The sequence below is a fragment of the Streptococcus sp. FSL R7-0248 genome (assembly GCF_037967965.1).
GTDB lineage: Bacteria > Bacillota > Bacilli > Lactobacillales > Streptococcaceae > Streptococcus.
The window spans coordinates 675,463-687,271 of the sequence record NZ_CP150201.1; the positions used below are offsets into that span (position 1 = coordinate 675,463).

Annotated in this window: 16 protein-coding genes; 13 read left to right on the forward strand and 3 right to left on the reverse strand. The window is 40.1% G+C overall.

Annotation, left to right across the window (positions count from 1 at the left end; all coding sequences use genetic code 11):
- Nucleotides 1–176 precede the first annotated feature (176 nt).
- The 4 genes from lpdA (at nt 177) to NYE32_RS03390 (ending at nt 4,981) form a co-directional block, all read left to right on the forward strand.
- Nucleotides 177–1,517, forward strand: coding sequence for a dihydrolipoyl dehydrogenase (gene lpdA, locus NYE32_RS03375; RefSeq protein WP_070574857.1), 1,341 nt, complete (start codon nt 177–179; stop codon nt 1,515–1,517).
- 102 nt (nt 1,518–1,619) lie between these two features.
- A complete protein-coding gene (locus NYE32_RS03380) occupies nt 1,620–2,693 on the forward strand; it encodes a thiamine pyrophosphate-dependent dehydrogenase E1 component subunit alpha (protein WP_014634179.1) in 1,074 nt (357 codons plus the stop codon).
- Nucleotides 2,694–2,709: 16 nt separating this feature from the next.
- The gene (locus NYE32_RS03385) at nt 2,710–3,741 is read left to right on the forward strand and encodes an alpha-ketoacid dehydrogenase subunit beta (RefSeq protein ID WP_002890539.1); all 1,032 of its coding nucleotides are present in this window, start codon (nt 2,710–2,712) and stop codon (nt 3,739–3,741) included.
- A gap of 10 nt (nt 3,742–3,751) precedes the next feature.
- Nucleotides 3,752–4,981 carry a dihydrolipoamide acetyltransferase family protein gene (locus tag NYE32_RS03390; protein WP_339157069.1) on the forward strand — a complete coding sequence of 410 codons (1,230 nt, stop codon included), beginning with the start codon at nt 3,752–3,754 and terminating at the stop codon, nt 4,979–4,981.
- A gap of 182 nt (nt 4,982–5,163) precedes the next feature.
- Here the strand turns inward: NYE32_RS03390 and NYE32_RS03395 are convergent, their stop codons facing one another.
- The gene (locus tag NYE32_RS03395; protein ID WP_339157070.1) at nt 5,164–5,757 is read right to left on the reverse strand and encodes a class I SAM-dependent methyltransferase; all 594 of its coding nucleotides are present in this window, start codon (nt 5,755–5,757) and stop codon (nt 5,164–5,166) included.
- Nucleotides 5,758–5,912: 155 nt separating this feature from the next.
- On the opposite strand from NYE32_RS03395, the gene NYE32_RS03400 reads away from it, so the two are divergent.
- The 3 genes from NYE32_RS03400 to NYE32_RS03410 all read left to right on the forward strand — a co-directional run bounded on the left by NYE32_RS03400 (nt 5,913) and on the right by NYE32_RS03410 (nt 7,768).
- Nucleotides 5,913–6,500, forward strand: coding sequence for a TetR/AcrR family transcriptional regulator (locus tag NYE32_RS03400; protein WP_339157071.1), 588 nt, complete (start codon nt 5,913–5,915; stop codon nt 6,498–6,500).
- Nucleotides 6,501–6,604: 104 nt separating this feature from the next.
- Nucleotides 6,605–6,916 carry a hypothetical protein gene (locus NYE32_RS03405; protein WP_002890543.1) on the forward strand — a complete coding sequence of 104 codons (312 nt, stop codon included), beginning with the start codon at nt 6,605–6,607 and terminating at the stop codon, nt 6,914–6,916.
- Nucleotides 6,917–7,012: 96 nt separating this feature from the next.
- Nucleotides 7,013–7,768, forward strand: coding sequence for a CPBP family intramembrane glutamic endopeptidase (locus NYE32_RS03410; protein ID WP_339157072.1), 756 nt, complete (start codon nt 7,013–7,015; stop codon nt 7,766–7,768).
- 240 nt (nt 7,769–8,008) lie between these two features.
- Here the strand turns inward: NYE32_RS03410 and NYE32_RS03415 are convergent, their stop codons facing one another.
- Nucleotides 8,009–8,206 carry a bacteriocin immunity protein gene (locus tag NYE32_RS03415; protein WP_339157073.1) on the reverse strand — a complete coding sequence of 66 codons (198 nt, stop codon included), beginning with the start codon at nt 8,204–8,206 and terminating at the stop codon, nt 8,009–8,011.
- A 99-nt stretch (nt 8,207–8,305) separates the two neighbouring features.
- On the reverse strand, nt 8,306–8,725 hold the full coding sequence (locus NYE32_RS03420) for an SP_0198 family lipoprotein (RefSeq protein ID WP_339157074.1): 420 nt from the start codon (nt 8,723–8,725) through the stop codon (nt 8,306–8,308).
- A gap of 174 nt (nt 8,726–8,899) precedes the next feature.
- On the opposite strand from NYE32_RS03420, the gene NYE32_RS03425 reads away from it, so the two are divergent.
- The 6 genes from NYE32_RS03425 to NYE32_RS03450 all read left to right on the forward strand — a co-directional run bounded on the left by NYE32_RS03425 (nt 8,900) and on the right by NYE32_RS03450 (nt 11,791).
- Nucleotides 8,900–9,292 carry a YbgA family protein gene (locus tag NYE32_RS03425; RefSeq protein WP_339157075.1) on the forward strand — a complete coding sequence of 131 codons (393 nt, stop codon included), beginning with the start codon at nt 8,900–8,902 and terminating at the stop codon, nt 9,290–9,292.
- Nucleotides 9,289–9,651 (forward strand): TIGR02328 family protein, encoded by a 363-nt coding sequence (locus NYE32_RS03430; protein ID WP_339157076.1) that lies wholly within the window; start codon nt 9,289–9,291, stop codon nt 9,649–9,651. The genes NYE32_RS03425 and NYE32_RS03430 overlap by 4 nt, the downstream gene beginning before the upstream one ends.
- 12 nt (nt 9,652–9,663) lie before the next feature.
- On the forward strand, nt 9,664–10,041 hold the full coding sequence (locus tag NYE32_RS03435; RefSeq protein ID WP_339157077.1) for a hypothetical protein: 378 nt from the start codon (nt 9,664–9,666) through the stop codon (nt 10,039–10,041).
- A gap of 4 nt (nt 10,042–10,045) precedes the next feature.
- A complete protein-coding gene (locus NYE32_RS03440) occupies nt 10,046–10,408 on the forward strand; it encodes a hypothetical protein (protein ID WP_339157078.1) in 363 nt (120 codons plus the stop codon).
- 103 nt (nt 10,409–10,511) lie between these two features.
- The gene (locus NYE32_RS03445) at nt 10,512–11,123 is read left to right on the forward strand and encodes a CPBP family intramembrane glutamic endopeptidase (RefSeq protein WP_339157079.1); all 612 of its coding nucleotides are present in this window, start codon (nt 10,512–10,514) and stop codon (nt 11,121–11,123) included.
- A 26-nt stretch (nt 11,124–11,149) separates the two neighbouring features.
- Nucleotides 11,150–11,791 carry a GDSL-type esterase/lipase family protein gene (locus NYE32_RS03450; RefSeq protein WP_073689491.1) on the forward strand — a complete coding sequence of 214 codons (642 nt, stop codon included), beginning with the start codon at nt 11,150–11,152 and terminating at the stop codon, nt 11,789–11,791.
- Nucleotides 11,792–11,809 lie beyond the last annotated feature (18 nt).

The following is an 11,809-nucleotide window of genomic DNA, read 5'->3' on the forward strand; positions in this document are numbered from 1 at the left end:
ACTTGTGAATATTTTCACTACCTAAACATCACATTTTCAGTGAATTACTTGATTTTCATAAGTATTAGTTTTATAATCAAAGTATAGAAAACGCTTTCAAAAACATCTCCGAGTTTTTGTCCTACTTGAAGTGGTTCGGCTAACAGCCGACTTCCATTCTAGAAAGGAGTATTGTTTTGAGTCAATGTGATATTCTCATTATAGGGGCAGGTCCTGGTGGTTATGTTGCTGCTGAAGAAGCTGCCCGTTTAGGTAAAAAGGTAACTGTCATTGAGAAAAACTCCATAGGTGGCACCTGTTTGAACGTTGGCTGTATCCCATCCAAAGCCTATCTTGAACATGCCCATTGGCTATTAGCTGCTAAAGAAGCCTCTCAGTATGGAGTGACAGTTTTAAATGATAATCTTGATTTTCAAAAACTTGTTGCTCGCAAAGATCAAGTCGTAGCAACACTACAGTCTGGTATTCAATCAAGTTTTAAACAATTAGGGATCACCTATATTGAAGGTGAGGCAGCTTATATTTCTGATAAAACCTTCCAAGTTAATGGTGAAAGAGTCTCAGGTAAGTCTGTTATTTTGGCGACGGGGAGTCATCCATTTATTCCTCCTATTCCTGGTATTAACGATGTTGACTACTTGACAACAGATAACTTTTTCAACTTAAAGGAACTTCCTCAACGTTTGCTTATCATTGGTGGAGGTATTATTTCCGTTGAGTTAGCTTTTGCCATGGCTCCACTTGGTGTGGATGTGACAGTGATAGAGGTTGCACCAACAATTTTAGCAACTGAAGATGATGAAGCACGTTCCATTATTAGAGAAAAGATGGAACAACTTGGAATTACCATTCTGGAGGGAGTTAGCATAGATAGGGTTAAAGAAAATGCTGTAATTTTAGCAGATGGGAAGTCCTACTCTTATGATAACTTACTTGTAGCAACAGGGCGTAAGCCAAATATTGAGTTAGCCCAAATGATGGGCTTGGAGCTGACCGAAAAAGGCTTTATTAAGGTAGATAGTTATTACGAGTCATCTCAATCAGGTGTTTATGCGATTGGGGATTTGATTCCTGGATATATGTTAGCTCATGTTGCTAGTAGCGAGGGAATCAAAGCTGTTCGAGCCATTTGTCGTCAGGCTGAGGAACCGGTTGATAATTCAAGTGTTCCACGGTCGCTCTTTACAACACCAGAGATTGCTTCCTTTGGCTTGTCAGAAGAGGAGGCTGTACAACAAGGATATGATATATCAGTTGGTCAACTTCCTTATGTTTATAATGGTCGAGCCATTGCGTCTAATTCAGCAAAAGGTTTTGTTAAAATTGTCTCCGAAAAACGCTATCACCTACTATTAGGTGCCGTTATCGTTGGTCCACATGCAACTGATATTCTACAATCCTTGATTGTCTTGAAAGATGCTGAAGGAACACTTGATCAGCTTGATAAGACAATTTTTGCACATCCAACAATTTCTGAGTTGGTTCAGGAAGTTGCAAGACTGATTTTAAGGTCCTAAGGTCGATGGATAGGTTTAGCACAGCCATTCTCATTTTTCAATCTATATATCTGTCAATAATATTTGTTTTTTATAAAGCTCTCTATAGAAGGAGGAAACAATATGACACATTATCAAGAATTGCCACAAGCCCTAATGAAAGAAAAACATCAGGGACAAACCTTAACCAAGGAAGAAGTTAAGGTTCAAACTGCCCATGATCTTGGTGTGGAAAATGTTTCAAAAGAAGAGGCTAAATCCATGTATAAGACTATGTGGGATATTCGAAATTTTGAAGAAAATGCACGACATTTCTTTTCAATCGGTCAAATTCCAGGATTTGTTCACCTTTACTCAGGTGAGGAAGCTATTGCGACTGGGGTATGTGCTAACCTGACTGATAAAGACTACATTACTAGCACACATCGAGGACATGGACACTGTGTGGCTAAAGGTGGAGACCTTAAAAAAATGATGGCTGAAATCTTTGGTAAGTCTACTGGGCTTGGTAAAGGTAAGGGTGGCTCTATGCATATCGCTGACTTGGATAAAGGAATCCTTGGTGCTAATGGTATGGTAGGCGGAGGCTTTGGTCTTGCGACGGGTGCTGCTATGCGCAACAAATATCTAAAGACTGATGATGTTGCTGTATGTTTCTTTGGTGATGGTGCTGCCAATGAAGGTAATTTTCATGAGTGCTTAAACATGGCCTCTATTTGGAATCTACCTGTGGTATTTGTAAATGAAAACAACCTTTTTGCAGAATCAACACCACAATGGTATTCATCAGGTTCTCCAACAATTGCTGAACGTGCACAAGCTTACAATATGCCTGGAGTTCGCGTTAATGGTAAGGACTTATTTGCTGTTTATCAAGTGGCTAAGGAGGCCATTGAACGTGCGCGTCGTGGAGATGGTCCAACGTTAATTGAAGCTATTACTTATCGTAACCATGGCCATTTCGAAGGAGATGAGCAAAAATACAAAGCACCAGATGGAATTGAAAAAGAATGGGCAGATGTGGATGCCTTGGAAGTATTTCGTGATCTGGTAACTGAAAAGGGTATCCTTAGCCAAGATGAATTGGATGAGATTGTTGCCCAATCACAAAAAGATGTTGAAGATGCAATCCACTTTGCTCAAGAGAGCCCAATTCCAAAAGAAGAAGCTCTCTACGAAGACGTATTTGCAGACTGATTGAGGAGGATTCATAATGACTAGAGAAACATTATTTATGAAAGCCATCAATGAAGGGCTCGATCAAGCCATGGAAAGAGACGAGCGAGTTGTTCTCCTAGGAGAGGATATCTCAGGTGGTGTTAATGTTGAACACTTAGAAAATAATAACGAGGATGCCTGGGGCGGTGTCATGGGGATTACACGAGGACTGATGCCGAAATATGGCAGGGAACGTGTTATTGATACTCCGATTTCTGAGCACGGCTATTTATCAGCTTCGGTGGGGATGGCGCTTACGGGACTAAGACCTGTACCAGAGTTGATGTTTAATGATTTTATTGGATTCTGTTTTGATGCCCTATTAGGACAGGCATCTAAGATGCGTTACATGTTTGGCGGTAAAGCTAAAGTTCCGATGGTTGTTCGTACTATGCACGGGGCAGGTGCTTCAGCTGCTGCGCAACACTCTGGATCCTATTACGGTTTATTTGGATCGATCCCTGGTATTAAGGTGGTCGTTCCTGCTACCCCTTATGATGCCAAAGGATTACTCCTAGCATCAATAGAGGATGATAATGTTGTTATTTTTTCTGAGGACAAAACCCTCTATGGCTTAAAAGGGGAAGTGCCAGAAGAATACTATACTGTACCAATTGGTAAGGCTGCCGTTCGTAGAGAAGGTAAGGATTTAACAATTGTGACAATTGGTAAGATGTTGTACGTAGCCTATGAGGTCGCCGACCGCTTGGCAAAAGACAACATTTCTGTAGAAGTGATTGATCTTCGTACAGTTGCTCCATGGGATGAAGAAACAGTGTTAAATTCCGTGAAGAAAACTGGTCGTTTAATTATTGTGGATGAGGCAAATCCACATAACAATACTGCAACTGACATTGCATCTGTCGTTTCAGATAAAGCTTTTGATTATCTTGATGGACCAGTGAAATGTGTTTGTGCTCCAAATACTCCTGTTCCATTTGCGACAAACTTAGAACAAGCCTATATCCCTGATGCGGATAAGGTTTTGAAAGTAGCTGATGAATTGATTCAGGACTTGAAAGGATAGGAGGGCACTTATGGCAACAGAAATTTTAATGCCCAAGCTCGGCCTAACCATGACTGAAGGACTCATTCAAAAGTGGTTGGTCCAAGTTGGTGATACAGTAACAAGTGGTCAGCCTTTATTGGAAATTAGTTCTGAAAAATTGACTAGTGAAGTCGAATCCCCTGCTTCTGGGGTTGTTCTAGACATTGTGCATGGTGAAGGTGTTACAGTTAAATGTAAGGAAGTCGTTGGATGGGTTGGTCAGGAAGGAGAAGATGTAGGAACCCAAGAGGCTCCTGCACAAGAGGAAGCTCCAACTGAAGTCGCTAAAGATTCAACACCGTCTAGTCCTAAATCTACTACAGCACCTATAGCTCGTACTGGTGGGGAACGAATTTTTATTACACCGGTGGCTCGTAAGATGGCTGCTGAGAAAGGCTATGATATCTCCCTTATTAAAGGGACAGGTGGAAATGGTCGTATTACAAGACGTGATGTAGAAGCTTACCAACCAAGTCTTGTTGTTGATAAGGTCGTTGAACCTCTACCACAAGATATGACCTCAGGTCAATACGGTGAGGGACTCCAAGGCATGCGTAAGATTATTGCCGAACGTATGATGAACAGTCTTCATTCTTCTGCTCAAGTGACACTCCATCGTAAGGCTGATTTAACTGAGCTTTTGAAATTCCGTAAAGAACTTAAGGCCAAGGTCCATACTCCACTTGAAAATGGTGAACTAGGTATCACAACTCTATTAACTAAAGCAGTAACCAAAGCTTTGAGAGATTTTCCAGCTTTGAATGCTTGGTATGGCGGCGGCATTCATCAGATTCAAGAACGCATTCATATTGGCATGGCAACAGCTTTGGATGATGGTTTGGTTGTCCCTGTGATTCGAGACGCAGACCGTATGACTTTAGCAGATCTTGGTCAAAGCATTAAGACTCTGGCTAATCAAGCTCGAAAAGGTACACTTCCATCTGACCTATATAGTGGTTCTACTTTCTCAATTACGAACCTAGGGGGGCCAGGTGTAGAATACTTCACACCAATCCTTAACTCCCCAGAGGTGGCAATTCTTGGAGTAGGAGCAACTCAACAAGCTTTGGCATTTAATGAGGAGGGAGAGGTTGTTCAAAAAGACTATCTTCCATTGAGTCTGAGCTTCGACCATCAAGTCATCGATGGCCTTCCAGCAGCTGAATTTTTAGCACAAGTTATATCTTATCTTGAAGATCCTTATCTCCTTATTTTCTAACAGAATTATCCATTTGTAAGATGCAATTGTGGACGAATAGGGCTTACTAGAGGTATAAAAGTAAAGTAATTGTTGATGTTCCGCAACCTAGTATGAAGAGAAGACAAAATTAGTCTTCTCTTTTCGTGTTGCTAAGGGGGAGAGCTTTTCTTAAGTCAAGTGGGAATTTGTCTATCAATTTCCTAATGTCTTTTAATAACAATATACAAAACCCATTTGTGATTTTGCCTTTCTTCAATCTTTGAAAAGCCAATACTTGTTAATAACTGACTCAATTCAGAACTTGTTCCATAATCTGTCATATGATACTTAATTTTTTCTTTTTCGGAAGCAATAATCAGAGTGGAAGGATTGGACATGACTCGATAGATTTCCTGAAAGCTTTGTTTTAAATCTTTCCAGAAAATATGGGTCTGAATGGCAAAGACAAGATCAAAATAATGATTTTGGTAGGGAAGGTTTTCGACATTTCCAACCATCAGCTGGACACTATCATTTTCTATTGACTTTAAAAGCATCCGTTTAGCAGTTTGATAAGACTCCTTGGAAATATCAATGCCATGAATGTCAAGATTTTTATCTAAAGCAAGTAGGTTTTTGATAGTGCTACCACCGCCATAACCGACTTCTAAAATACGACTATTGTTAGGGATAGTGGTTTGTTTGGTTGCCCAAAGGCTGAGTTCCTTAAAGTAGGACGACCAGATGTTGGTAATCACTCGGCCAACAAGACCACTCGGATTTATAGATTGCTTTATAAGATATTGAATGAGCATGTTCCCTCCCATTTTTGAAAATAAAGTTTGAAATATAGATGGTTTAAATTCAAACTTTATTATAGAGAAAGCTAGTAAGAATAGCAAGGAAAATTGAAATATATACTCATATATTTCAAACTTATGCTACAATTGATAATAACAGAGGTATTCACATGAATCAATATCAAAAGACGACTGAGAAAAAGAAGCAAGCGATTGTTCAAGCAGCTTTGCGTTTGTTTAAAGACAAAGGTTTTAAGGAAACTAGTATAAAATCTATTGCAGAGGCAGCAGAAGTATCTCCTGTTTCTATCTACAATTATTTCGGGAGTAAAGATAATTTGGTAGCTCTCTGTGTTAATGACTTGTTTGAAGAAATAGCCCAACAAGCTGAGGATATTTTAAACAGCAATCTAGATTTTAAAACAAAATTAGACCATGCTTTTGCCCTATGTCAGGAGAAAATGAGTCAGCAAATCTCGGAATATTTTCAAGATAAATTGGTGAAAGAACCTACTTTTTCAACTCTCTTAGCGAAAGCAATCACTGCAAAAAAACGTGACATCTATCGTGCTTATATTAAGCTCGGAAAAGAAGAGGGGGTTATTGCTGAAGACTTATCGACAGACCTTATTTTAAATGTTATGGATGCTCTTAATGGTATGGGAAATCAATTAGCCCATAGTGACATTTTAGAGAAGGAGGTTGAGCAAATCCATCAGATTTTTTTGTATGGTATTTTTGGAAAAAAGAAATCATGATTTTCCTAATTCTATTATTGTTCACAGCTAACAACATCCCATCTCTTGTATATTCTCATGCATGGGTGTAAAATTTACTATATAAAGATAAAGAGGAGCAAGTTATGGAATTAAAAGATTTTACAGAACAAGAACAAAAGCAAATCGAAAAAGGTTTGAGCACAGCTGAGATTTCTGATAAGGAAGCGGCTAAGAAGTTGCTCGCTCTCGTACCACAAGAATGGATTAAACGCATTCCTTTCTTTGTCAGAGGGCATGCGACGACTAAGACAGTCGAGCGTGTAGCCAAGCAATATCCTGAACTTTATGCAGTGGCTAAGCGCCAAGGGGACCTTCCTGAAAAAGAAGGAGAAGAGCTCCGCAAGATTATGACAGACATCTTTGAAGAAAAGATGAACAAACACAAGATTAAATAAGATTTTTAAAGACAATGTGTTTATTTCTACAATTACGAATCAACCTTCCATAAAAAAGAGATACTGTCAATTTTACCATCCCGTTACGGAGAAAAAATGAGCAAATTTATTTCAAAACAATCAGTCGCTATCTGGTATGCACTGTCTGCCCTCTTTTCTACATATATAGTAGGGCAAGTTATCCTATGGTGTTTCCCAGACAGAAGTAGTCTGGGTGCCTCACTACTGTTTATCCTAATGAACTGTGTTCCCCTGATTATGGCGGCTGTCTTTTCTCTTGTGTTGAGTGAAGTCAAATCCTTGGGTGAATTTTTCAAAAAGGTCTTTCTTCAAAATGAAAGTCACCTATCCTGGATTTTAGCTATCTTCATTCCAGTCATCTATTATGGGATCTCAATCTTGCTCATGAATGTTCGCTTTACTGGGAACTCCCTCATGGCCTTCTTCCTATATCTCCCCTGGACCTTTTTATATGGCGGTCTGGAAGAAGTCGGTTGGCGTTGGTTTTTACAAGAACATCTTTACTTTAGTAAGCACTTTATAACTAAAATGATGGTTCTTTCCATTGTTTGGTTCCTCTGGCATATCCCTATCTATCAACTCCCTTGGATTACAGCAGGCTCGTCCAACTATCTCATCTTTTACCTGATGATTTTAGGTAATAGCTTTCTTTTGGGAGCTCTCAAAGAGTACTCGAAAGGAGCTGTTCCTTGTATTCTTGCCCATATGCTAATTGATAGTCTGGCTGTCCTTATGCTGGTTCAGAGCTCTCTTCCTCAGATTATCCTTCTAGTTATTTTCGAAATCCTAGTAGCTTCTTGGCTGGTGGCTATACGAAAATCAGAGAAATAGACTTTAACCTCTCACTGAATTTCGGTGGGAGCTTTTCTTTCCTATTTGTTGAGATAATGACATAGTGTCATTTTTAGGAGGTGACTCGTTTGGCTTCATCATCTAAAGACTGAAAAAGAAGGCCAAGAGCTACGTAAAATCATGACAGCTATCTTTGAAGAAAAAATGAACAAACACAAGATTAAGTAATGTTGTATGAAAAGAGGTATAAGTCTACAAACTTATACCTCTTTCTTATCTTTACTTCTTATTTGATTTGGATAGGCTGATGGCAACCATTGTCGCACACAGGAAAAATGCACCTAGTAACCCTTTTGTAGTAGTCGTCATGAAAGGTTTATTAAAGACATAATAGTTATAGACAGCAAATCCCAGTCCAATAAGAGTTACAATAATCGACACAACAAATAGCGTCACCCATAATCTTCTTTGAGTCATCGTCAACCTCCTGTTTGTATCCGTTTTCTTTCTGCCTATAGTATAACATAAAAAAACTTAGCTAAATTCTAGAGAGTGGTTTGGCTAAGGTTTTTCATCTTATTTAGTCAAGACAACCGTATCATTTGGATCATGGTCGTCATCTTCAATAGTCAGTTGATTACCATCGAGTTTATAGTATTTGGTGTCGTCACCGATTGTCAGACTTTGATTGTCAGAGTTAACTGTTACAGGCTTGCTTTCCTTCTCGCCATCTGCCTCGTCCTCTTCCCAAGTTCCAGTATTTCCAGAGATGGTAAGAGTAATACGATCATTTTCGTCAGTCCCTTTATAGGTGCCATCTAGGCCTTCAGTTTGTTTAGAGGCTTCAGAGCTTTGTGAAGATGAAACCTTACTTGAACTTTGTTGGGTGCTAGAAGAGCTTTCAGGTGTTTGAACTTTCTGGTTTGAGCAGGCTGCTAAAAGACCAAGAACTGCCATAGAGGCAAGAGAAAGTGTGAGTTTTTTGGACAATGTCATAGGCTTGTCTCCTTTCTTTGATATCTTAAGTATAGCAAACGCTTACAAACAAACCAAGCAAAAAACTTTTTCTGAAAATGCTTGAAAATCACTCTTTCGAATTCTCAAAGGCATAATCTATTATCCCTATTTAAACTATGCTATACTGATAAAAAGCAAGAAGGAAGGTCCCTAATGACAACTACTAATCTACGTCGTCAGTGCGAGCAACTATGGGCAGCCAATAAGTACCTGGTGCTCAGCCATTCGAACAAGATTTACTTGGAAATCCGTAACTATCTCAAGAATGAAGAGGTTAGTTTTGATCAGGTTCAAGCCTACATTGATCAAGCACTTGACCTTCCTGAAAATCCTGGTCAGGTCGTCAATGCCTTCCAACATATCTGGGGGTATTTTAAGAAAAAGGCGACTGTCAGCGAAAAGGAAATGTTTATGGCCCAACTGGATAGCTATGCGGCAGGCAAAATTCCTCAGCATTGTTTGGTGGAATCCGTCAAAGAGCTCCTCATCAAGTACCCAAATCGCTATCTGGAGGAGTCAACTCTGATTAATGGAGGTTGCAAATGAGACTGTGGCATCAAGACTTGATTGCAAAACTACCTCGTCAGCAATTATTAGGACAACACCGAGAATGTTGTGCCCTTCGTGGCAAGGGGTGGCAACGCAAACATGCGACGGTTAACTATGTTTTTGACTATTCTCCATATCGCTTGTTTAGATACCATGAACTTATTATGCAAGAAATGACGGAACGTGGCTATCGTGTCAGCCCTGAGTGGTTAGACAAGGAGTATCGAGGTAAGCAGATGCCAGCCTACGATAAGCTTGAAGTGGAGACATTACCAGACATCATTTACCCAGAGCACGATGCCGCCTATTTACAGGAATGTCTGGACAATCTCAAGCAAAAAGGAATCATCATCTAAAGGAGTAAAACGATGCATTTATTTAAGTGGCTAGCACCTAAAAAGAAAGCAGCAGAAGGCCTTGTCATGCGTATATCGACAGCGGATCAGGTGGACTATGTAACGATCACAGAACCAAGTGACAGTGATATCTGGGATGCCTTGGTGCAACTTCCAACATCCTACGATAGTCTCTATCTCACCTATGGCGATAAAAGGTCAAGGAGCTTTATCTTTGTTGAATACGAGGATGACAAGTATCGCTTGGAACACGACACACCTGAGCTAGGACTAGACTTGACCAATGTCGCGCGGGTATCTCAACAAGTTGCCAGAGACATCCTTATTCGCTTTTCAAAAGAGCACACAGTGATTTTGGACGACCATTGGAAGCAAGAGAAAGTAAGGTAGTCCTATGGCATACCTTACCCCAGAAACCAGACGAAAAAGGCTAAAAGCCTTGTGCTTAATTATCGAAATCATTTGTCTGGTTCATTTTGCAATCATTGTCCCTCGTGACCGAGTCTTTACGCCTGAAAAATGGGCTCATACACCAGCTCCCATGCGACACAAACTCATGTGGAGTTTTCACCGTCAGTATCAGCTTGAGGGCATGACGAGAGAAGAAGTGGAGAAGCTCTTGGGCAAGGGTGACGACCTTAAAGGAAGTGTTGAGTACAAGCTGAAGGACGATTGGATTGGTGGCTGGCGTGTTTACCATATTGACTATGAGCAAAACCGTGTGATTCGTGCCAAAGAAACCTGGCAAGATTGGTGAAAATGGGCTTTTTCTTCCCCTAAAAGTAGTATAATCATGGTGTAAAGGTAATCGTTTTCAAAAGAACGAAGCTGTCTTTTGATTAGAAATGGAGGACAAACTTATGACCCTATTTATGTCTAAACTGATGAGCGGTATTATGGAACTGCTCATAGTCTCTGTCATTCCTTTTATCACTTGGTTAATTTGGAGCAGGAAAAAGGTCGGTTTCTTTGACTGGATTGGGTTGAAGAAAGTTCAAACCCAGCAGAAGAGGCGATTACTACTGACCATTTTTGGTTTTTCCCTACTTTTTCTTCTTTTTTCAATTATCGTCTTAGCTTGGTTCGACTCTAGCAAAACGGCCACAGCAGATTTTTCTGGAAAGGGAATTGGAGCTCTTCCTGCTATTCTAGCCTACGCTATCTTAGGGACTGCCTTGCCTGAAGAAATCTTCTTTAGAGGTTTTCTATTAAAAAGGATGCAAGGAAAACTAGGATTTCTAGGAGCAAATCTGGTTCAGTCTCTCTTATTTGGTCTCATCCATGCACTTATGTTTATCCAAATAATTGGTTATCTAAAGGCTTTTGTTATCTTGGTCTTTATCAGTCTCATAGCTTTCGTTTTGGGTGCTATCAATGAAAAGAAAGCAAATGGCTCCATTCTTCCAAGTGTCTTTATCCACGCCTTGGCCAATACGGTTGTAGGGTTGCTCTTTGCCTTCTCCCTCATTTAGATAAAATTATATAGAAGAAAGTTATCATGGATGAATTAAAAGATATCAAACTTAAAAACTATCAGTGCCTAAATGAGGTTGCTATCAAGGGGGAGACACTCTTTACGGGCTCCTCACTCATGGAGCTTTTTCCCATTTGTGAAATCGCTAGGAGTAGAGGTATCGACGATATCATCTACAATCGGGGCATCAGTGGTTTGAATACGGATGAATTTCTCCAGCATATCCATCCTCTACTTTTGGATCTGCAACCGAGTAAGGTTTTCATCAATATCGGTACCAATGACATGACCGAGGAGCCTTATGGAGATCAGTGGTTCCAACATATGACGGCAAATATCAGCCAAATTCTGGAGCAAACACTAGCTATATTGCCAAATACCAAGATTTACCTGATGGCTTTTTATCCAGCCAATCTTCATCTGCCTTGGCAGACACCGGCATCTATCCAGTGGATGAAACTGCGGACTCCTGAAAATCTTGACCGCTGTAACCAGGCTCTTGAGGAAATCGCTAAAACCTATGGCTGCTACTTCATTAATTGTAATGCTGATTTGGTTGATGATAGAAAAGAGCAGAAGGCAGAGCATACCTATGACGGCGTCCACCTTTATGCCAATGCTTACTTAAAAGTCTTTGAAGTTCTGGAGCCATATCTCCTGCATTAAGAAAATATGAGAGAATTT

Bases quoted from the DNA above. Each gene is read 5' to 3' on its own strand.
- NYE32_RS03380 (WP_014634179.1), top strand. From the start codon at position 1,620: ATGACACATTATCAAGAATTGCCACAAGCCCTAATGAAAGAAAAACAT.
- NYE32_RS03385 (WP_002890539.1), top strand. From the start codon at position 2,710: ATGACTAGAGAAACATTATTTATGAAAGCCATCAATGAAGGGCTCGAT.
- NYE32_RS03390 (WP_339157069.1), top strand. From the start codon at position 3,752: ATGGCAACAGAAATTTTAATGCCCAAGCTCGGCCTAACCATGACTGAA.
- NYE32_RS03395 (WP_339157070.1), bottom strand. From the start codon at position 5,757: ATGCTCATTCAATATCTTATAAAGCAATCTATAAATCCGAGTGGTCTT.
- NYE32_RS03400 (WP_339157071.1), top strand. From the start codon at position 5,913: ATGAATCAATATCAAAAGACGACTGAGAAAAAGAAGCAAGCGATTGTT.
- NYE32_RS03405 (WP_002890543.1), top strand. From the start codon at position 6,605: ATGGAATTAAAAGATTTTACAGAACAAGAACAAAAGCAAATCGAAAAA.
- NYE32_RS03410 (WP_339157072.1), top strand. From the start codon at position 7,013: ATGAGCAAATTTATTTCAAAACAATCAGTCGCTATCTGGTATGCACTG.
- NYE32_RS03415 (WP_339157073.1), bottom strand. From the start codon at position 8,206: ATGACTCAAAGAAGATTATGGGTGACGCTATTTGTTGTGTCGATTATT.
- NYE32_RS03420 (WP_339157074.1), bottom strand. From the start codon at position 8,725: ATGACATTGTCCAAAAAACTCACACTTTCTCTTGCCTCTATGGCAGTT.
- NYE32_RS03425 (WP_339157075.1), top strand. From the start codon at position 8,900: ATGACAACTACTAATCTACGTCGTCAGTGCGAGCAACTATGGGCAGCC.
- NYE32_RS03430 (WP_339157076.1), top strand. From the start codon at position 9,289: ATGAGACTGTGGCATCAAGACTTGATTGCAAAACTACCTCGTCAGCAA.
- NYE32_RS03435 (WP_339157077.1), top strand. From the start codon at position 9,664: ATGCATTTATTTAAGTGGCTAGCACCTAAAAAGAAAGCAGCAGAAGGC.
- NYE32_RS03440 (WP_339157078.1), top strand. From the start codon at position 10,046: ATGGCATACCTTACCCCAGAAACCAGACGAAAAAGGCTAAAAGCCTTG.
- NYE32_RS03445 (WP_339157079.1), top strand. From the start codon at position 10,512: ATGACCCTATTTATGTCTAAACTGATGAGCGGTATTATGGAACTGCTC.
- NYE32_RS03450 (WP_073689491.1), top strand. From the start codon at position 11,150: ATGGATGAATTAAAAGATATCAAACTTAAAAACTATCAGTGCCTAAAT.